The sequence below is a fragment of the Poriferisphaera sp. WC338 genome (assembly GCF_050931845.1).
GTDB lineage: Bacteria > Planctomycetota > Phycisphaerae > Phycisphaerales > Phycisphaeraceae > Poriferisphaera.
In genome coordinates, this window is sequence record NZ_CP194516.1 from 175,202 (window position 1) to 194,916 (window position 19,715).

17 protein-coding genes are annotated in these 19,715 nt (G+C 50.7%); 11 read left to right on the forward strand and 6 right to left on the reverse strand.

All coding sequences use genetic code 11. From position 1 onward, the window contains the following. Positions 1–105: 105 nt before the first annotated feature. Together ACQ6WK_RS00725 and ACQ6WK_RS00730 are read left to right on the forward strand one after the other, a co-directional pair. On the forward strand, positions 106–1,380 hold the full coding sequence (locus ACQ6WK_RS00725) for a serine hydrolase (RefSeq protein ID WP_432798825.1): 1,275 nt from the start codon (positions 106–108) through the stop codon (positions 1,378–1,380). A gap of 84 nt (positions 1,381–1,464) precedes the next feature. Continuing rightward, positions 1,465–2,772, forward strand: a complete 1,308-nt coding sequence (locus ACQ6WK_RS00730; protein ID WP_432798826.1) for a glycosyltransferase family 4 protein — start codon at positions 1,465–1,467, stop codon at positions 2,770–2,772. Between the two features lie 117 nt (positions 2,773–2,889). Here the strand turns inward: ACQ6WK_RS00730 and ACQ6WK_RS00735 are convergent, their stop codons facing one another. After that, complete coding sequence (locus tag ACQ6WK_RS00735) at positions 2,890–3,534, reverse strand: superoxide dismutase (RefSeq protein WP_432798827.1); 645 nt, start codon at positions 3,532–3,534, stop codon at positions 2,890–2,892. Between the two features lie 543 nt (positions 3,535–4,077). Between ACQ6WK_RS00735 and ACQ6WK_RS00740 the strand changes: the two genes are divergently transcribed. From ACQ6WK_RS00740 to ACQ6WK_RS00770, 7 genes are all read left to right on the forward strand, one after another. Next, a complete protein-coding gene (locus ACQ6WK_RS00740; RefSeq protein WP_432798828.1) occupies positions 4,078–5,091 on the forward strand; it encodes a sigma-70 family RNA polymerase sigma factor in 1,014 nt (337 codons plus the stop codon). Positions 5,092–5,267: 176 nt separating this feature from the next. Beyond that, positions 5,268–5,717 (forward strand): deoxycytidylate deaminase, encoded by a 450-nt coding sequence (locus tag ACQ6WK_RS00745; protein ID WP_432798829.1) that lies wholly within the window; start codon positions 5,268–5,270, stop codon positions 5,715–5,717. 164 nt (positions 5,718–5,881) lie between these two features. After that, a complete protein-coding gene (locus ACQ6WK_RS00750) occupies positions 5,882–6,340 on the forward strand; it encodes a VOC family protein (protein WP_432798830.1) in 459 nt (152 codons plus the stop codon). 297 nt (positions 6,341–6,637) lie between these two features. Further along, entirely contained in the window at positions 6,638–7,015 is a 378-nt protein-coding gene (locus tag ACQ6WK_RS00755) for a NifB/NifX family molybdenum-iron cluster-binding protein (RefSeq protein WP_432798831.1), read from the forward strand. Between the two features lie 25 nt (positions 7,016–7,040). Then, positions 7,041–7,502 carry a PaaI family thioesterase gene (locus tag ACQ6WK_RS00760; RefSeq protein ID WP_432798832.1) on the forward strand — a complete coding sequence of 154 codons (462 nt, stop codon included), beginning with the start codon at positions 7,041–7,043 and terminating at the stop codon, positions 7,500–7,502. A gap of 201 nt (positions 7,503–7,703) precedes the next feature. Continuing rightward, positions 7,704–9,623 carry a hypothetical protein gene (locus tag ACQ6WK_RS00765; protein ID WP_432798833.1) on the forward strand — a complete coding sequence of 640 codons (1,920 nt, stop codon included), beginning with the start codon at positions 7,704–7,706 and terminating at the stop codon, positions 9,621–9,623. Between the two features lie 310 nt (positions 9,624–9,933). Continuing rightward, complete coding sequence (locus tag ACQ6WK_RS00770; RefSeq protein ID WP_432798834.1) at positions 9,934–10,494, forward strand: hypothetical protein; 561 nt, start codon at positions 9,934–9,936, stop codon at positions 10,492–10,494. 91 nt (positions 10,495–10,585) lie between these two features. On the opposite strand, the gene ACQ6WK_RS00775 is transcribed toward ACQ6WK_RS00770, so the two are convergent. Continuing rightward, complete coding sequence (locus tag ACQ6WK_RS00775) at positions 10,586–11,800, reverse strand: RnfABCDGE type electron transport complex subunit D (RefSeq protein WP_432800357.1); 1,215 nt, start codon at positions 11,798–11,800, stop codon at positions 10,586–10,588. Between the two features lie 3 nt (positions 11,801–11,803). Continuing rightward, on the reverse strand, positions 11,804–13,132 hold the full coding sequence (locus tag ACQ6WK_RS00780; RefSeq protein WP_432798835.1) for a 4Fe-4S dicluster domain-containing protein: 1,329 nt from the start codon (positions 13,130–13,132) through the stop codon (positions 11,804–11,806). A 173-nt stretch (positions 13,133–13,305) separates the two neighbouring features. Between ACQ6WK_RS00780 and nadA the strand changes: the two genes are divergently transcribed. Continuing rightward, the gene (gene nadA, locus ACQ6WK_RS00785) at positions 13,306–14,460 is read left to right on the forward strand and encodes a quinolinate synthase NadA (protein ID WP_432798836.1); all 1,155 of its coding nucleotides are present in this window, start codon (positions 13,306–13,308) and stop codon (positions 14,458–14,460) included. 75 nt (positions 14,461–14,535) lie between these two features. On the opposite strand, the gene sthA is transcribed toward nadA, so the two are convergent. After that, entirely contained in the window at positions 14,536–15,945 is a 1,410-nt protein-coding gene (sthA, locus tag ACQ6WK_RS00790; protein WP_432798837.1) for a Si-specific NAD(P)(+) transhydrogenase, read from the reverse strand. 191 nt (positions 15,946–16,136) lie between these two features. On the opposite strand from sthA, the gene ACQ6WK_RS00795 reads away from it, so the two are divergent. Continuing rightward, positions 16,137–17,126 carry an aldo/keto reductase gene (locus tag ACQ6WK_RS00795; protein WP_432798838.1) on the forward strand — a complete coding sequence of 330 codons (990 nt, stop codon included), beginning with the start codon at positions 16,137–16,139 and terminating at the stop codon, positions 17,124–17,126. A gap of 26 nt (positions 17,127–17,152) precedes the next feature. Here ACQ6WK_RS00795 and ACQ6WK_RS00800 read toward each other — a convergent pair whose 3' ends face one another. Together ACQ6WK_RS00800 and ACQ6WK_RS00805 are read right to left on the reverse strand one after the other, a co-directional pair. Next, positions 17,153–17,719: a phosphatase PAP2 family protein gene (locus ACQ6WK_RS00800; RefSeq protein WP_432798839.1), complete on the reverse strand. Its 567-nt coding sequence runs from the start codon at positions 17,717–17,719 to the stop codon at positions 17,153–17,155. Between the two features lie 213 nt (positions 17,720–17,932). Further along, on the reverse strand, positions 17,933–19,618 hold the full coding sequence (locus tag ACQ6WK_RS00805; protein ID WP_432798840.1) for an ArnT family glycosyltransferase: 1,686 nt from the start codon (positions 19,616–19,618) through the stop codon (positions 17,933–17,935). Positions 19,619–19,715 lie beyond the last annotated feature (97 nt).

Sequence of the window (19,715 nt, forward strand, 5' to 3'; positions counted from 1 at the left end):
GGGGCGGTGTTGGCACGCGGGATAGGGGATTGAAATCCCATCTGTAGGGCGGAGGGGCTGGATGTTGCGATAAAAAGGGGTGCGGGTTTTAAGTGGAGTGTTACAATGCGAGACATGGATAATATGAAGTTTTACCGTTTGCCTGCCAGTGTGTTTTTGACTGGTTTGGTTTTGTTTTCGATAGCGGGTTGTCAAATGCAAAAGAAGCAAGTTGCGAAAGTGCGTCCGGAGATTAATGATGATTTGGTGGAGTTCTTGTTACGGACTGAGCCGGAGAAGTTTAAGAAGATTTATCGTGTGCCAGAACAATATCGGGCGCAGGTATTGTTATCAGTGATTGAGAAAGATGATACGGGTGGATTTAAGATTGATCGTTATGGGTATCGGCTTGGTGCGGAGTATTTTTATCCTGCGTCGACGATTAAGTTGGGGGCGAGTGTAGCGGCTTTACAATATTTACAAGATTTGGATTTACCGGAGGGTGTGGTAGTGGATGCGTACACACCAATGGAAATCTACCCGTTGTTTGAGGATGAGTCACATCAGTTTACGGATACAAGCAATGTTGAGCAGGGGGTGATGACGGTGGGGCATGAGATTCGACGAACGCTATTAGTGTCGTCGAACAGCGCGTTTAATCATTTGTTTGAGATAGTGGGGCAGCAAGAGATCAATGAGATGATGATGGAGGCGGGGTTAGATGAAACGAAATATATTCATCGGCTTAGTGAAATTCGGAGTGCGGAAGAAAACCGGATGTTGCCTCAGATCGGGTTTCATGTCGATGGTGGAGAAGTGATTGAGTTGCCGGTACGGAAGAGCAGCCTTGTTTTGTCTAATCAAGGATTAGATGGGATTGAGATCGGCAGGCGGTATATGCAGGGTGGGGAAGTGGTGGAGGGTCCGATGAATTTTGAGATGAAGAATCGGGCGTCGCTTCGGGATTTGCAGGATGTGATGTTGAAGGTGGTGTTGCCGGATGTGGAACTGGGGTCACCTGCATTTCGGTTGAAGGAATCGGATCGTGATTTGTTGTTAAAGGCGTTATCAGAGCATCCGCTTGATTCAAAGAATCCGGTTTACACAAAAGAGGATCTTGGGGATTGGATTGGTGATACGCGATTTTTGCCGGGATTATTGCGGGTCGATTCGGCAAGGGAAAACTGGATGATTTATGAGAAGTCGGGGACGGCTTATGGATTTTCGTTGGATAATACAGTAGTGATGCACAAGCCGAGTGGGAAGATCTTTGCACTGGCGGCAGTGCTGTACACGAATGAGAATGAGACGTTGAACGATGATCATTATGAGTATGATTTTGCGGATGCGGTCATGGCGGATTTGGGCGAGTTGCTCGGTCGATATGTGATGAAGGATTGATGGGGGCAATGTCATGTGTGTCGGGTTGTATTGTAGATGAAAGTGTTGCTGTGATTTTGCGGTGTGGTGTTATAATGGCCGGGCATGGGTCAGACGGCGTTAGAACAACAAGTTGATAATCCATTGCGGGTGTTGATCGCGGCGGACAATGCGTCGGCGAGGTTTGGTGGTGAGTCTATCTTGCCGCTGCACTATTTTCGTTTATTGTTGGCGCGGGGGGTTGATGTACGGTTGCTTGTGCATGATCGAAACCGTCCGGAGTTAACAAAACTGTTTCCGGAGGATGGGGATCGGATCACTTATATCCCGGATACGTGGTTGCATCGTTTGGTTTATAACATGGGGAAATGGCTCCCACGACGGGTGCATCATTTTTCATTTGGGATGATGACAAATTTGTTGACGCAGTGGATGCAGAAGCGGATTGCGAAGCGGGTGGTGAAAGAATTTAAGATTGATGTGGTGCATCAACCGATGCCGGTGTCACCGAAGCAGCCGTCGATGGTTTATGGTGTGGGGGCGCCGGTGCTCATTGGACCGATGAATGGAGGGATGAGTTATCCGCCGGGATTTAAGGGGGAAAACGGATTTGAGCGTGTGTTTATGAAGGTGGGGCGATTTTTTGCGCGGGCGGCGAATGTGTTGATGCCGGGAAAACGACGAGCAGCGTTGTTGATGGTGGCGAACAAGCGGACATGGGATGCGCTGCCGGGTGGATTGTGTAAGAAGGTAATGGACTTGCCTGAGAATGCGGTGATGGTTGATCAATGGGAAGCGATTAATTGGTCTAAGCGCGAGATAGAAGATGGTTTGAAGTTGGTGTTTTTGGGGCGTTTGGAAGCATTAAAGGCGGTAGATGCGTTGCTTGAAGGGATCGCACGTTTGGACGATGAGGGAGTGAGATTGGATGTGATTGGAGACGGGCCGGAACGGAGTCGGCTTGAGGCGCTTACGAAGCGTTTGGGATTAGAAGATCGGGTTGTGTTTCACGGGTTTGTGCCGCAGGGTGAATGCCCAGATATGATGATGGGGAGTGATGCGTTGGTGTTGCCGAGCATTCATGAGTGTGGAGGTGCGGTGGTGTTGGAGGCGATGTGTATGGGGTTGCCGACGGTGGTAGCGGACTGGGGCGGGCCGGCAGATTACGTGACACCTGAATGCGGCATGCTGGTGTCGGTTGAATCGCGAGAGGCGCTGGTGCAGGGATTGGCCGATGCGATACAGCATCTTAGTGAATCACGAGAATTACGAGAAAAACTGGGGAAAGCAGGGCGGGCGCGAGTGCTTGAGTATTTTAATTGGGAGCGGAAAATTGATCAGATGATAGAGATTTATCTTGAGCATTGTGATGAGAAGAAAGTTGTGGGGACGGTGGAAGAAATTGGGGTGTGAGGGGTGAGTCTCACCCGCAGAGTGAGTGAGCATTTTGAGGTTGTAGATGAGTTTGAATAGGCGCATGAAAAAAGCAGGCAGTAACGCCTGCTTTGTTTGTTGGCGTATTGATATTAATTAGCCTTTGGCTTTTTCAAAGTTTTCAGCGACCTGTTTCCAGTTCACAATTTCGAAGAATGCTTTGATGTAATCGGGGCGGCGGTTCTGGTAGTTAAGGTAGTAGGCATGTTCCCAGACGTCGAGGCCGAGGATGGGGGTGCAGGTGCAGTCTGAGCCACAGGTGCAGTTTGAGTATTTGCCCATGCGTGGGTTGTTTTGGTTTGGTGTTGAACAGACGCAGAGTTCGCCATTGCTGCATACGCATAGCCATGCCCAGCCAGAACCGAAGCGCGTGGCAGCGGCCTTGGAGAATGTGTCTTTAAAGGCGTCGAGTGAGCCGAACTTATTGTTGATGGCGTCAGCGAGAGCGCCTTCAGGAGCGCCACCTGTGCCTGCAGGAGCGAGAATCTTCCAGAAGAGTGAGTGGTTGGCATGTCCGCCAGCGTTATTGATAACAGCAGTGCGCTTGTCTTCCGGGATGTTGTCGAGATTTGAGATCAGTTCACAGACACACTCAGGGACATCAAGTCCCTCGACAGCGGCATTGAGGTTGTTGACGTAGCCAGCATGATGTTTGTCATGATGGATTTCCATCGTTTTGGCGTCGATGTTTGGTTCGAGCGCGTCAAAGGCATATGGCAGATCGGGTAATGTGAAAGCCATGTTTATCTCCTGTGGTTGTGTCTTTCAGGCGGTGCCTGTTTGTGATTGAAAACGGTTTGGCGACACGCCCTGTTTGGGATATTTCTAAAAAACGGACGTGACAGCAGAGAGTTTAGGGGTGAGCTTGCGGTGGGTCAAGATAGTCGGGAGGGGTTGGAAAGTTTTAGGTCAGAAGAAATGTTGGTCTTGTAATCGTTTTGTTTTAAATCATTTACAGGGGTTGATTGTGCTTGTGCGGGGTTCAAGAATACTTATTGGAGATATCCCTGCTCCAGATTTTCTTGCTTTTTGGGTTGTGTGGTTCATTCTAAAAAAGGTTGGAACAAAGGGGCAGGTCAGTGGGTAGAACCAATAGTGAGGTTGGAAGGATGAAGGGGTGAGGGATGTGGGGATGCGGTAAGCGAAGGGGTAATCAGGTTTGAATGTTGAGTGGCATTTTGTGCGTTGCAAAGCCAGCCTGATTGCGAGGGTTGCAGCCTAAGTTGTAGTAGTGACCGGGCGGGGAGCCGAACGGTTGCATCAGTGAGAAAGGCCAGGTTCAGTATGACCCAGCTAACTCGTGAAGGGATGAGAGACGCGGTTGACGAAGTCGGGGCTGTGGATCGGTTGGAATTTACAGGTGGTCGTCGGACAATTGGTGCTGACGAAGAGTATGTGATTCAACAGATCCTCACCGAGAAATATGAATACATCGATAATGAAGTATTCCATCTTCGACCGAAGCAGGCAGAGAAGAAGTTGTTTACGGATGCGCCATCGATCGAGATGCCAGATACGTCGTGGTATCACCCTGTGATGGATAACTTCGTGAATGATAATCGTATGAATAAGAATGTTGGCACGGTGTTGCTCACAGCTGATGAAGAGCGTGTACTGTTTTTGCAGTTTAATTATTGCCGGTTGCGGGTCTGCAAGATTCGTGAGAAGCTGCAGAAGCAGATGAGGAAACCGATCAAGGTCGAGCTAGCGGTCGAGATGCTTGAGTGGCATAACAAAGCGGAAGCGTATCGTGATCAGATTGCGCAGACGAACTTAGCGTTGGTGCTTGCGATGGCAAAGCGAACACGCATGAGTGAAGTTGATTTTGCTGATCTTGTGAGTGAAGGCAATATGGCGTTATTGCGAGCGGTGGATAAGTTTGATGCGGCACGTGGGTTTAAGTTTTCGACGTATGCTTGCCGTGCGATTCTTAAGGCATTCAGTCGGTCGGGTGTGAAGTTATCGAAGTATCGGCAGTTATTCCCAACGGCATTTGATCCGGCGCTTGAACGATCTAATTTCCAGGAAGAAAAGAATGCTTCGCATGAGGATGATTGTGTAGATGAAGTGCAGAAGATTTTACACGACAATCGAGCGGAGCTTTCAGAGATTGAAATTGAGGTGATTCGACATCGGTTTGGGATTGACAAGCCTAAGATTGATAAGGAAGAGCCGAAGGGGATGACATTAGAGCAGGTTGGTAAAGTAATCGGTGTGACCAAGGAACGCGTGCGTCAGATCCAGAACAAAGCGCTTGCGAAGATTCGTGCAACACTTGAAACGGATTTTCTTGAGTAGCTCAATAAACGAATAAGCCTGTGATCGACTCAATCATGAATGCCTGCGAGACAAGGAAGTGTCGCAGGTTTTTTTATGAGGGTGGTGTAAGTATGAAAGGTGCGGGGAGAGGGGGATTGATCTATGATGCGAGTTTGTGTTTGAAGCAACGTTTTAATGAAGGTAGGAAGAAGATCATGAGCGATAGCAGACCGAGCTGGGATGACTATTTCTTGGAGTTGGCTGAGCAAGTATCGAGGCGGTCGCCGGACCCGAGTACGAAGCATGGTTGTGTGATTGTGGATCAGGACAAGCGTGTGGTGAGTACGGGGTATAACGGTCCGGTGCAGGGGCTGCCGAATGAAGAGGTTCCGTTAACGCGGCCGGAGAAGTACGACTGGTTCGTGCATGCAGAAGATAATGCAGTGGCGTTTGCGCGTTGTGATTTGCGGGGTGGGACAGCTTATGTGACCGGACAGCCATGTGCGCCATGTTTTCGTCGCCTGTTGCAAGTGGGGTTGAAACGGATTGTGTATGGAGGGCGGCAGAGCGCGTGTATCAGTGAAAGCGAGACGGCGGCATGCATGCGGATGGCAGAATTGCTTGGAGTTGAAGTGGTGTGTTTGGAGAATGAACGCGCGGAATGATTGAGGGTCATTTCGATAAAACTAATTTTGATTGAGCTTGATAGCGTGAGTTATCAGGCTTTTTTTTATGGGTTGTTTATAGGGGTTTGAGGTGGGTAAGTCGAGTGGAGATGTTTCCGATTTGAATGTTAGGTGTTGAGAGTTGGTTTTAGAAAGGGCTGTGGTTGAGTATACGGTTTTCTCATACAACGTTAGTGGCGGAGAATTGGCGACGGCTATCACGGTTTTATGTGAACGCGTTTGATTGCGAAATTGTGTATCCGGAAATTGATATGGTGGGGCAGTGGTTGGATGAGTCATTGAATTTGAAACACACACGGGTGACAGGCGTGTCGTTGCGGTTGCCGGGGTATGGGAAGGATGAGGTAAGATTGGAGATTTTGGCGTACCAACCGACGCGGAAACGCCGAGTGGCGCAGATTAACGAGCCGGGAAGTGGGCGGATTGCGTTTACGGTGAAGGATGTACATGAACATGGTATACGAGTGATTGCATCGGGCGGGAAGGCGATTGGAAAGTATGAGAATGTAGTGTTGCCAACCGTTGGGGTACTGCGATATCAGTTTTATCAGGATCCGGAAGGAAATGTCCTTCAGATTTTTCGACGGGATGCGATCCAGTAGGCAAGACATGTAATTGCAAATGGTTTCCATTATCTAGTGGAAATGATTGGTGGTGCAAAGGTAAGCTTGTTCGCAGCATCAATAATAAGATATAATTATCTTTTATCTGGCCGCGCTTCTGGTTTTGTTTCTGGTGAGGCAAACAATTATTGTCGGTGTTGTTTTAACGGAATCTATTTCATTTGAAATAGAGGAGTTATTTCATGGAAATGGCGGGGATGAGTCTTTCCGGGTGCGGGGGGGATTTTATACTTCAGATGCAAGTCTTTAAAAGGCGCATTCATAGGAGTTTGTCGCATGCGTATTGGTATTCCGATGGTTGATGGGGCATTGTCACAGCATTTTGGTCAGATGGATAGGCTTGCGGTTTATGAGGTGTCAGGAGGCAAGGTACAAAGCAAGCAGATATATGTGCGTGAGTCAGCTGAGGGGTGTCACAGGCTTCCGAGGTGGATCAAAAGTTTGGGAGTTCAGCGTGTATTGGTGGGCGGTTTGGGGCAGGGAGCATTGAACGGGTTGGTTGGTCGGGGGATCGAAGTTGGTTCAGCAGCTGGGTCGAGCGATGAGATTGACGAGGTGATGGCAACGTATTTAGAAAGTGGTGTGGTGGATGAGGTGCGTGTTTGCCAGGGTCATGGTGAAGGTGAATGTAATGGTGAGGGGCATAATCATTGATGCGTGAGGAAGTCGTGGTAAGCGGATGATAAGAAAGTATCTAGAAAACAAGTATCAAACGCATCATGGTGGTGAGAAATATTCTCTCCGCGATCGTCTGCATACGGGTTGTTTTGCATGTGATGACGGGCATCTGTTTGGGTTAAAGCTGCGGTGCGCGTTGAAAGACGGTGGGGAAAGGGCAGTGGGAAGATTTAAAGCGGCGGACTGGATGCGGAGCTACGCGGGGTGTATGCATGGGGGGTTGGTGAGTACGCTGCTGGATAGTGCGATGACGCAGTTTTTGTTGCTGCATGGAGAAGAGGCAGTGACAGGGACTTTGGAGGTTCGATTCAGGCATCCAGCGGATTTGGAAGGCATGTTTGAAGTGGTGGCGTGGCGGGGTGAACGGCGGGGGCGGGTCCACCGGATGCGGAGCGAGCTGCGCGATGGGGATGGGATGGTGGTGGCGGAAGCGCGGGCTCAGTTTGTGATGTCGCATCAATAATGCGGATCGCATATTTGGGGATGAAACATGTCGGTGGTGGCAACGTCTTAATACATGGAAAAGGGTTGGTGTGAATATGCTGTGGAGTAGAAGCATCATCACCTGAGAGGATCTTATCTAAGCATTTTGGAGACATGTGTTTGCAAATGTTGTGGCAGATGTGACTTGGTGATTAACAGATGGGGGGGCGGGGGTTATATTGTGAGCATGAAAATCGTATGGCATTGGTTTTGGCGGATGCTGCTGGGCAATCCGATGGTCGTTCGGATTGTGAAAGGTGGCTCGGTGCGGATGCGCGACATGTGGATCCGCATGGGTTATCTGGGCGCATTGATCCTGTTGGTGTTTATTGGATTGATGGCCGGCGAGGGATTGGGGCAGGACGTGAGCATGTCAATGCTGGCGAAATCTGGCGCGAAGGTATTCATGATCACAGCGTATGGGCAGGTGGCGTTGGTGTGTTTGCTTGCACCGTTATTTATGGCGAGTGCGATCTCCCAAGAGCAGAGTGCGAAGACGTATGACATTCTGCTGACGACGCCGTTATCTAACATGCAGATTGTGTTGGGTAATTTGATGGGGCGGTTGTTTTTTATATTGGCATTACTTGCAAGTGGCTTACCGTTGTTTGCGGTGTTGCTGATTTTTGGTGGAGTGAGAAGTAGTTCGGTTTTTATTGCGTTTGGTGTGGCGGCGATGACGGCGGTGTTGGTGGGGAGTGTGGCGGTGACGATGTCGGTTTCGCGGCTGGGCGGGCGGAAGGCGGTGTTCGGATTTGTGATTTCAATCGCAGCGTTTTTGCTTGGCGCGTATTTGTTTGATTTGTGGGTGTTAAGGCGATTGCTCACGCCAGGGTTTACGACGTGGTTAACGCCGTTGCATCCGTTGTTGGTGCTGGAGAGTGCGCTGAGCAGTACGAGTTACAAGCCGCCAAGTGCGGATATGTTGGTAGGGATGTCGAGGTGGAAGCAGTTTTATCTTGGGCATCCGTTTGGTGCGATGATGACAATCTATGGCACGGCAAGCGCGGTGATGATGAGTTGGTGTGCGATCGTGCTGCGGAGTGTGGGGCGAGGCGATTCGAAATGGATTATTTGGTTAAAGTCGAAGTTGCGCGTTGGTGGCGGAAATGGTGGTGGTGAACGGCGAAGAAAAGCGCGGCACGTGACGGGACGAAATCCAATCGCGTGGCGGGAATCACACACACGTGGTACGGGCCTTAGTGCGATTGTTTCGAAGTATGGTTTTGTGGTGGTGGGGTTGTTGTTGGGCGGCGGGCTTTTGTATGCGTATCACTTGGGAAGCTTGCCGAGTTTGACGGGGGCGGCGGGTGGCGTGGCGGCACAACGCGAGGTGTTTCAGGAATGGTTGTTTACGTTGCTGTTGATTGAGGTGTTAGTGATCACGCTGGTGGCGATCTACATGAGTGCGGGTTGTGTGAGCCGGGAACGTGAGGATGGAACACTGGATTTGCTATTAACGACACCGATGACGCAGAAGCAGTATGTGTGGGGGAAATTGCGAGGCTTGGTACAGTTTTTGTCGGTGATGATTTCGGTGCCGGTGTTAACGGTGGCGATGGTGAGCGTGTATACGTTGGTAGGTCATGCGATGGGCTGGACGACGGTGACGTATCAGTTTCAGGTGCAGAGTAATTTTGGCGGTGGGATGGCGCGGGCGTATCAGGCGGTATTGATGTTACCTGAGAGTGCGTTGCTATTGGCGTTGATGTTGGTGCCGTTCATTGCGTTGTGCGTGGCAGCAGGAATGAGCTGGTCGATCAAGAGCAAGGGTGTGTTGGGGGCAGTGATCCCATCGGTGGCAATCATTGGTGCAGTGTCGTTGGTGTTGGGTTTTTGTGGATTTAGTATGGCGCAGAATACGCCGGTGATTTTTGGTGCAACGATTAATTCGTTTAGTCCGACGACGAGCTTGATGATGATCATCAATCCGTGGGAGTATGTTTATAGCTTCCATGAAAGCTCGGGCAAGCATCGGATCTTTATGTTTATCTCGGCATTGATCGCAGCGGGTGGGTACTCAGTGATCGTGGTGGCGTTGCTGAATGCGATGGTGAAGAATTTTGATCATACGGTGCGTAAGTTGAGCGGGACGGGATAAATGTGAGGGGTTAGGGGTTGGGAGCGCGTGCTGGGAGAGAGGTTGTAAAACAGTGCTGGTGGCTAGTGCTAGAAACGCTTGGGATGAATGGGCGTGCTTAAAACTAGGGATGAGGGTCGAGGAAGAGGGTGGGAAGTAAGAAGTGGGGAGGTGGGTGTTATTGCTTTGAGGGTTGGGTGTGTTGGGGGATTGTATTTGTGGTTGAACCACAGAGACGCGGAGGATACAGAGGAAGTGGTTTGCGAAGGGTAGGGACGGGGTGGCATATTGAGAGAATCTTGGTGACCAAGCAAAAGAAGATAGGTATGGGATGTTGAAGATTGTTGGTTGTGCGATGTTGGCGTTTGTGGCCATGGTGTTGCTGGGGTGCTCAGGTTCTGATGTGTTACTTAGTGAAAAAGTGCAGGTAGATAGGAAGAAGGATTTTGATTTGTTCTATGTAGAATGGTCTGAATTTATTGGTGAGTATTATGAAGCGTTGCCGCAGGAGGTGCATGATCGCAAACCATCCAGTGTGGCTGAAGCGATGAATGAAGATTATTTACTTTGGATACAGAATTACACGCAGGGTCTAACACAATCTGGTGGGGGTGGGTCGTATATGCTTCATCATGGTGGGGACGTTTATCAAGCGACGGTGTTGCTTGCGATTTATCCGTTGGTGGAGGAAGGCAGCATGCATGGCGAGGGTTTCTTGCAATTATTGAAGGGTGGGAAGGAGTATCAGCGGATTGGAGGCTATTTCGGTTTGTGTGCTATTTATGGCAATTCTCAGCCGATGTATTTCACATATTCGGAGTCAGATGAACTGGAGAATGTGATTGCGTATTGGCGATGGCGGATGATTGTGGATGCTTGTGTGAAGAAGTAGGAAAGGGGAGAACGGCGATTAGGCTTGGTCGCGGCTAATGGAGATATGTGGTGGTGTTTTCAGAAGTATTTCCGGAATGTTTAAACGCCGGTTAGGCAGTAAAACGCGAATGGTTAAGGCAGTCTAAGAGGCGAGAGAAGACGCCGGCGGCAATGAGGGCGATGAAGGTGGCTTCAGGGGTGGCGAGATAGAAGAGACAAAGTGAGGTAAAGATGCCGAGGAGGAGGCCGAAGACAACGCGGCCTTGTCGTGACATGGGGTCGACGGCGGGGGCGAAGATGAGAGTGAGCATCAGGAAGGGAGAGGCGAGGAAGAAGTAAGCGAGGAAAGTGATGGCGGCGGCGGGTTGCATGTTGGAGAGCTGGGTGATGACCAGAGTATGGGTATTGTCGATGGTAAAAGGAAGGATGATGTAGGTCGAGAGGGCGGCAACCAGTGCAGCCATGGCGGTGCGCCAAGAGGCATGTTTTTTATAGATAAGGTATAGACCGAGCGCGATAATGAGGATGGGCGAAGTTGCACCGATGGGGCCGGGGACGGCGCCGAAGAGCAGCTCGGCGAGTGGAGGGAGGTCGCCGGTGACAAGCATGTTGCGGATGAGCAAGGGGTATTGGAGGATTTCACGTTGTTCGGTGATGAGTTTTTGTTGGATGTTGTAGCGGGTGATTGCGTCGTAGGAATCTGCGGTTTGTAACCAGGGTTGTGTGTTGGGTGTGGGGGAGGGGACGTTGGTGACGTTACCGATGATGATGTGGTTGGGCGTAAGTATGGCGGAGACGGGCTGCGCGAGTGTGTTGCGCATCGAGACGGGTTCGGCGTGATGGATGGCAGCAGGAATGAGCCAGATGATGATGAGGGTGAGTGCGACGGGATGGATGCGGATGCGGGAAGAACGTCCGACAAGGTAGAGCGTTGGTCCAAGAAGCAAGCCGATGAGTAGCGGGACGGTCCAATCACGGAGGACGGGTGTGGCGAGTCCAGCGAGTGCTCCGTTCCAGAGTGCGTATGAGGTGGATGTATGTAATTTTTTGTGTCGGAAGAATTGGAAGAGTAGGTTGATAAAGTTATAGGCGAGGAGCGTAGCGGTGGTGGTGAGGATGACGGTGAGGATGCCGCGGAAGCCGAAGAAGATGGAGCCATAGATTGCCATGATGATGACGAGTATGATCCAAATGCGATCATAATGATGGCGATGGTGCGCGGTGCCGATCCATGGCGGTCCATGTAGATGTGCAGTGCCGTGAGGCTTCAGCGGTGAGGCGGGGCGATGTTGTTTGGGTACGGGGACGATGGGTAATGGCTCCAGTGTTTAATATGTTTTGGCTGCTGCAAGTAGTTGGGTAAGTGGGAGGTGTGAGGGGCAGACATGTGAGCAGAGGCCGCATTCGATGCAGAAATTAAGTTGTTTGTTGATTTTGGGCGCGTTTGGTTTGATGGCGATGAGTTCTGCAAGATGGACTGGCTGGAGATCAGTGGGGCAGACGTCTGTGCACCAGCCGCAGGTAATGCAGGGCTCAGGTTCTAAGCGTGGGTTAGACGGGAGAATAGAGATGAGTTGGATGCCGTGCCTGACGGTGGGGGGAAGCGTTCCTTTAGCTGCGTTGGGTGCGGCGATGGGTGAACCGGTGAGTGGATTGCCGATGACAAGTCTGTCGGAGAGTGCTTCACAGGAACCGTGAAGAAGGGGGGAGAGGTTGCAGATATCCGATCCGGGAAGGGCGTAGTGCGTCGAGGGGGTTTGGTTGCGGTTTGGCTCTGCGATCATAATGGGTTGGACGATGTCTAGCGCGCGGCGGGTGATCCATCGAGCAATACGAATAGCGGTCCAAGGTGTGATGATGACGATGTTCTTTTTTGAAGGGGGTTGTGAGGCAGGGAGTTTGGTGTGTTTGGCGAAATAGTAGGCAGAGAGAGTGGGGTCTGCGGCGGGATAAATGTTGTCAGTGCAGATGCATTTGACGTTGAAGGATTTGCCAGGGCGTTTGAGTTGCGAGATGAGTTTCGCAGAGTGCGCGAGTGTGAGTTGAACGTGTTTAGCACCGACGATGTCGCCGAGGATACGCGTACCGAGGACAGCGTCATCGGGGTAGGTCATGAGGAGTGATGATCGGTCAGAGTAGAGGGGGAAGGCATCAAGTCCGATGCAGATGAGGTGTGAGGGTTTTTGATGGCGGGTTGTTTCGAGTTGTGTGATAAGGTCGCAGCCGATTTCATCTTGCGGCCAGGGCCCATTGGAACGAAGGATATCGAACCAATGATCGAGTGTGCGGTCGGATGGTGGGGCGACAGGGATGGCGGCAGATGTTTCTTCATGGTTTGGTGTGATGTGGATGTCGTAGAGGGTGTCTATTTTGCGGATAGACGGCTTACGTTGGTGTTTGTGTTGGTGGAAGGTGTCGGCAGGCCAGGGAGTGATGGCATGGACGACGCCATCAATGGGCGAAACAATACAGGGATCTGCGGGTGAAAGGGGTTCGGTGAGTCGCTGGCCGGCAGTGACGGATTGGCCAAGCGTGATGACGGGCTTGTGGGGCGAGGTGATACGGAGTGGGGTCGTTGAGACAGAAGATGGAATATCCAGCCAGGTTATTGGCTGGGCAGGTGGAAAATGCATACCTCCTCGAAAGTGGTCGATCATCGGGACTTATGTTATCCGATAGAGAGGATTTTTTGGAGTAAGGAGAAATGGCGGCTGGTTTTTGTTCGGTTCTGGTTAGCTGGGTATAATTGAGTGTTTCACATTGAAGCAACATGATGCCCGGTATGCGGATCTGAAGATTGGCGCGAGTGGCATGATGAGGGAGTGAAGTGATGCTTTGGCAGCCGCCGTTACCTGAGCGATATTTGGAGATGGGGGAAGACGAACTTGTGCGAGCGATCAAGGCGCGCAAAGAGGAGTTGGGTGATGCGCTGGTGATTCTTGGGCATCACTATCAGCAAGACGATGTAATCCAGTTTGCGGATTTTACAGGTGATAGTTTTAAGCTGTCGCAGTTGGCGGCGGAAGCGGTGAAAGAGCGTGGCTCGAAGTATGTGATCTTTGAGGGGGTGCACTTCATGGCGGAGAGTGCGGATATTTTGACGCCGGATGATGTGCAAGTGATTTTGCCAGACATGGGTGCGGGTTGTTCGATGGCGGATATGGCAAATTATGAACAGACGGTCGAGGCATGGGAGATTATTCATGAAGCTTTGGGCGACGCGAATGTTCGTGTAATTCCGATTTGCTACATGAATTGTACAGCAGCGATTAAAGCATTTTGTGGTGAGCATGGTGGGGCGGTGTGTACGAGTAGTAATGCGGACAAGATTTTGAAGTGGGCATTGGCAGGTGGCGACGAGCCTTTGGGCGAAGATGAGACGGTGAAGATTTTGTTCTTGCCGGACCAGCACCTAGGAAGAAATACGGGTGCGGCACTTGGTTTTGATGTTCAGAAGGACATGATTGTTTGGGACCCGAATGATGTTGAATTGGTGAGCGATGAGGATATTCGCCGGGCAACGTTTTTATTGTGGAAGGGTCATTGCTCGGTACACAAGTTGTTTCGGCCGGAGCATGTGGATCAGGTACGAGCGTTGTGGCCGGACGTGACGGTGATTGTGCATCCTGAGTGTGATCACGATGTGGTGAAAGTTGCGGATGTGAGTGGTTCGACAGAGAAGATCATTCAAGCGATTGATGCGGCGGAGCCAGGGAGTAAGTGGGCCGTAGGAACGGAAGTTCATCTAGTGAATCGTCTTGCAGAGCAAGCGAAAGAGCGTGGGGTGATAGTGCGGATGTTGTCAGAGTGCCAATGCTTATGTACGACGATGTACCGTATTGATATGCCGCATTTGTTATTTGTGATGGATAAGTTGGTAGAAGGTGAGGTGGTTAATCGAATTACGGTGGGCGAGGGTGTGCAGCATTGGTCGATGATCGCGCTACAGCGGATGTTGGATGTGACGCAGGCAGTTAAAGCTTGAATTAAAATAGCATTGAGAAAGAAAAAAGCCTGAGTATTTCCACTCAGGCTTTTTTACTGGAGACTTTATCGTTAGTTAAGCGACGTGTTTGAGTTTGTTGAGACCGTTGTAGGCGGCAATCTTGTAGGCTTCGGCGAGAGTGGGGAAGTTGAAGACATTGTCGACGAAGAAGGATGCGTTACCTTTGTGGGCCATGACGGCTTGTCCGATGTGAATGATCTCGGTGGCACCCGTTCCGATGGCGTGTACACCGAGGATTTCGTGCGTGTCTTGGTGGATGAGGATTTTGAGCATGCCGAATTCATCGCCGAGCAGTTGCCCGCGTGCGAGTTCTTTGTAGGTCGCAACGCCGGCTTCGTAGGGGATGCCGTCGTTTGTGAGCTGTTCTTCGGTTTTGCCGACCATAGAAATTTCGGGGATAGAATAAATACCGAAGGGAAAGACTTTAGAGAAGCCTTCTGTGGGGTCGCCAAATGCGTGACAGATGGCGCGGCGGCCCTGTTCCATCGAGGTAGATGCGAGTGCAGGGAAGCCGATGACATCGCCGGCGGCGTAGATGTGTTCGACGTTGGTTTGATAGTGTTCGTTGACTTTGAGTCGTTCGCGGTCGTCGAAATCGATGCCGACATTTTCGAGTCCGAGCTGTTTACAGACGCCTTGTCGGCCGACGGTGTACAGGAGTGTTTCGCCACGAAGTGTTTTGCCGGATTCGAGCTGCGCTTCGACGAGGACTTCACCGGTGTCGGGGTTGGCTTCAAGTTCTTTGATGTGTTCGACTTTTTCGCCTAGCCGGAGGGTGACGCCCGAGCGACGGAGGAAGTATTGGAATGCTTCACAGATTTCTGAGTCAAGGAAGCCAAGGATATTGTTGCGGCCTTCAATAAGTGTGACGCGGACACCGAGGGTCGCCATGATACAAGCGTATTCGGTACCGATGACACCGCCGCCAACAACGATCATGGTTTTGGGCAGTTTGTTAAGCTGAAGGAACATGTCGGAGCAGAGGATGTTGTGGTCATTGAAGGGGACATGATCAGGCTTGGCGGGTTTGGTGCCGACGCCGAGTAGAAATTTATCAGCGGTGATCATTTCCGATTCGGTTTCGCGTGTGATTTGAAGGAGGTTGGGTCCTTCGAAGTGCGCTTTGCCCCAGATGAGTTCGACGTTGTTGCGTTGGAATTGATCGTGGATGGTTTCCCATTCGTGCTGAATAACTTTTTGGGAAACACCCACAAGGTCTGCGATGGTGATGTTTTGTTTGACGCGGTATGACTCGCCGAAGAGGCCGCGTTTGCCGGCGCCAGTGAGGTGAAGTGCAGCTTCACGAAGCGCTTTGGAGGGAAGTGTACCGGTGTTGACCTGTGCGCCGCCGAGAACTTTGTTTTTTTCGATGATGGCCACCCGTTTACCGAGTTTCGCGGCTTGGATGGCGGCTTTTTGGCCTGCGGGGCCGGTTCCGATGACAACACAGTCGTAATGCTTCATGATGGACCTCTTGCAAGTTGAAGTGACGGAACATTGATCGGGTTATCCGGGCGGTATAATAAGATGCAGAGGGAGATGCCCGATAATAGATGGGTGGATGGCGATTCATTTTGATCCTTACAGAATTCATACGATATGGTGAGGGGTTATCGGGATGCCGGTGATTAAAACTCAAAAATGGAAATAGAGATATGACAATAAAGTTTGATAAAAAGCGTTACGAGAAAATGACGTACCGTCGGTGTGGAAGAAGTGGGCTTAAGTTGCCAGCGATCTCGTTGGGTGGGTGGCACAACTTTATAGAGTATGAGAAGACGAAGGAGATGGTGTGTGGTGCGTTTGATTTGGGTATCACGCATTTTGATTTTGCAAATAACTATGGGCCGCCTCCGGGGAAAGCGGAGAAGGTTTTCGGGAAGCTGTTGCAGAAAGAATTGGGTGTGTATCGTGATGAGATGATTATTTCATCGAAGGCGGGATACTACATGTGGGATGGACCATATGGCGAGTGGGGCAGCAAAAAGTATCTGATTGCGAGCTGTGAGCAGAGTTTGAAACGATTGGGCTTGGAGTATGTAGATATTTTTTATTCGCACCGACCGGATCCGAACACGCCGATGGAAGAAACCATGGGGGCGTTGGAACAGTTGGTGAAGCAGGGGAAGGCACTTTATGTGGGGGTGAGTAGTTATGATGCCGAGCAAACGCGACGAGCTGTTGAGTTTTTGCGTGAAGGTCGTGTACCGCTGACGATTCATCAGCCGTTGTATAACATGATGGACCGTTGGGTGGAAGATCGATTACTTGATGAGGCAGAGGATCTGGGGTTTGGTGTGATTGCGTTTTGCCCGCTAGCACAGGGGCTGCTCACAGATAAGTATTTCAACGGTGTGAAGAAGGATTCACGAGCGGCAGATCCGAAAGGTTTTTTACAGGCTGATCGAGTGACAGACGGTCTTGTTGAGAAGATGAAGAAGCTGAACGAGATTGCAAAGATGCGCGGTCAGAGCCTAGCACAGTTGGCGCTTAGTTGGGTATTGCGAGATGAACGAGTGACCAGCGCGCTGATTGGGGCGAGCCGACTGTCGCAGATTGAAGACAATGTGAAGGTGATAGATGCACCGCCATTAGAGGATGAACTGCTTGCGGAAATTGATAGTGTTTTGTCGATCGGCACCTAGGAAGCTTGAGTTGCGGTGTGTGCAATCTAGCTAAGCGATGATTCAAAGGGGAGCTTGCCGTCGAGTTCGTCGATGAGCTTGCGCTGATTATAAAGATGCCAGAACCAGTAGAAGCGAGTGATGGCAAAGGCGAAGAGAGCTGCGGCAACGGTGTCAGAGAGGAAGTGTCCTTGTGAGAGGACGCGGGTTGCCGCGCAGCCGATAGCGAAAATGATCCAGATGAACCAGGCGCGGGGGAAGAAGCGGCAGAGGATGAACGCTGCGGCGAAGGCGACGATTGTATGAGAGGAGGGGAAACCGAGGTTGCCAGATTCGTACCAGTTGTATTGTTCGGTGTTAGTGAAGGGCCGGAATTCGTAGGAGCCGAGTTCGAGTGAGGGGCGAACGCGGCGGACGAGTACTTTGATGAGTTCGGCTAGTGCGCCGGCAGTGGCGGTGGTGAGAATGAGAAGAACGGCCCGGCCGATTGCAGTGAGGAAGCCGAACTTGCGGAAGTATTTGATATCGTTGAGGAGTATCGCGAATGCGATGAGTATCCAAAGGGGGAGGAAGCCGGCGATACGAAACATGTTGGCGAGATCAGATCGCTGCATGCGGGCTTTATCGAAGTGTTTATCGGCAAAAGCAAGTACGCAGAAATCGAAGTAATGGGCGGGAATAAGTAATACGGCAGCGATGATGAGGAATAAGATGACCGCGCTAAAGTGGAAACGCAGCGAAAAAGGGGAACAAAGTTTACAGGTATCGATTAGATTCACGGGTTGATTATACGGGAGTCGGATGTCCCAGTCAGTATGGAAAGTGGTTTAGTGTGTGGGGAGCGGTTTCTTGGGGCCTTGGTAGTCGTAGGCAATAAAAATTTGTTGGCTCAGATCTGCGGGATTTTCTACGACGATTTTGATGGATTTGAAGTTGAAGGCGTTTCGCCAGCGTTCTGCAGAGCCGCCCATTAGTACCGCATTTTTACCGAGGAGATCGGGGTTATTGAGATTGGTATCAGCAAAGCGATCGTAGTCGGTTTTACGTGCGCCGAAGTAGGCTTGGGCACAGAAAACAGCGGGGTGATCGGGCAAATAAAAGGCGAGACGTGCGGTTTTTTGATAATGATCCGCAATGATGATGGGCGGAGTGCCAGTTTGGTTTAAGAGGGTGTTTCTTTGCGTTTGAATGAGAGCAGCATCGTTCTGAAAGCCGGTGGCGCGATGCATGCCGGGGAAGTTTTCTCCATTAGGGAAGTATTGTGCATAGGGGGCAAGTATGATGAGTAGTGCAGCAACACTGCCCCAGCCGATGGCCCAGTGCCAACCAACCTGCCAAGGTGTGTGTGGACGTTTGCCTTGCTTGTTGTTGTCTTTCCATGTTTGAATGGCTAGGGAAAATTTACCGAGACCAATGGGGCCATAGAGCGCAGCAAGTGGAATGAGAGTGAGGAAGCCTGCAAGTGGCCAATTGGGTTGTACTTTTTTGAGAAAGCCGACACAGAAGTAGAAAACGAGGACGGGGGTAGCGCAGTAGATGAGATAGATGACACCGAGCCATTGATGTGGGTTTGTGCTTTTGTGCTTTTGTGCTTGCCGATATGAAATGACGATGAGCGCTATGATGGGAGGGCTGATGAGCAGGATTTGGACAACGACCATTTCAAGTGGGCCGAGGAGTTGGATGGGCTTCCACTGATTTTCCTGTGTGATTTTGACGTCGCCGCCTTCGATGCCAAGGTGACCGACGAGGTGTTTGACGGTTGGCCAATCATTCTGGTAGTTCCAGATGAAAACAGGTGAGATGGTAATGAGGAAAATAGCGAATGCGGGAATCATCGTGATGAGGTTGCGTGGTTGATTAAGCTTGAGTGTTTTACGGTAGATAATGGCAAAGAGGATCAAGCCGGGAAGAATGAGTAAGACGGTATATTTATAGAGGAAGCCTACCCCGAGGATGAAGGCAACGAGCATCCAGAGTAATGTTGCAGATTGATCGTGTTTTAAGCGGTAAAATGCATGATAAGAGATCAGTGCGGCAAGGATCCAACAAGCGAAAAAAGGTTCGTCGATGGTCATGAGTTGACCCGCAGCGAAGAGGGGCGGACAAAGTGCAATGAGGCAAGCGGCGAAAAAACCGGGACGCTCGTCACCGTTAGAAATGTGTGTAGCAAGTCGTGCAGCAGAGAGCATGATGATGATGAATGCAATAAGTGTAGGAAGGCGGATTGCCCAGACAGCATTGCCGAAGATTTCAGTGGAGGCGAAGATGGTCCACGCGACCCCAGGTCCTTTGGTGAAGTAAGACCATGAAAGGTGACGAGACCAGTCCCAGTATTGTGCTTCATCGCCGACAAGTTCGTAGGGGCTGATGAATGAATAGATCAGTCGAATAATGAAGATGATAAGTGCGAGTAGGAGTGTGTTGCGCCAGCTTGCCCAAGCGCATAGTTTTTCGGTGGCAAGTTCATCTGGTGCGTGAGGGGGTGTTTCTTCGTGAGATCCAGCGTTCATAGTAAGCATGATATCGTATGGTGGTCGCAAAGGTCGAATGGATGGGGAAGCGCGGTGTGTGCGGCTATTTTGGCGGGAATGGGTGATAAAAAAACAA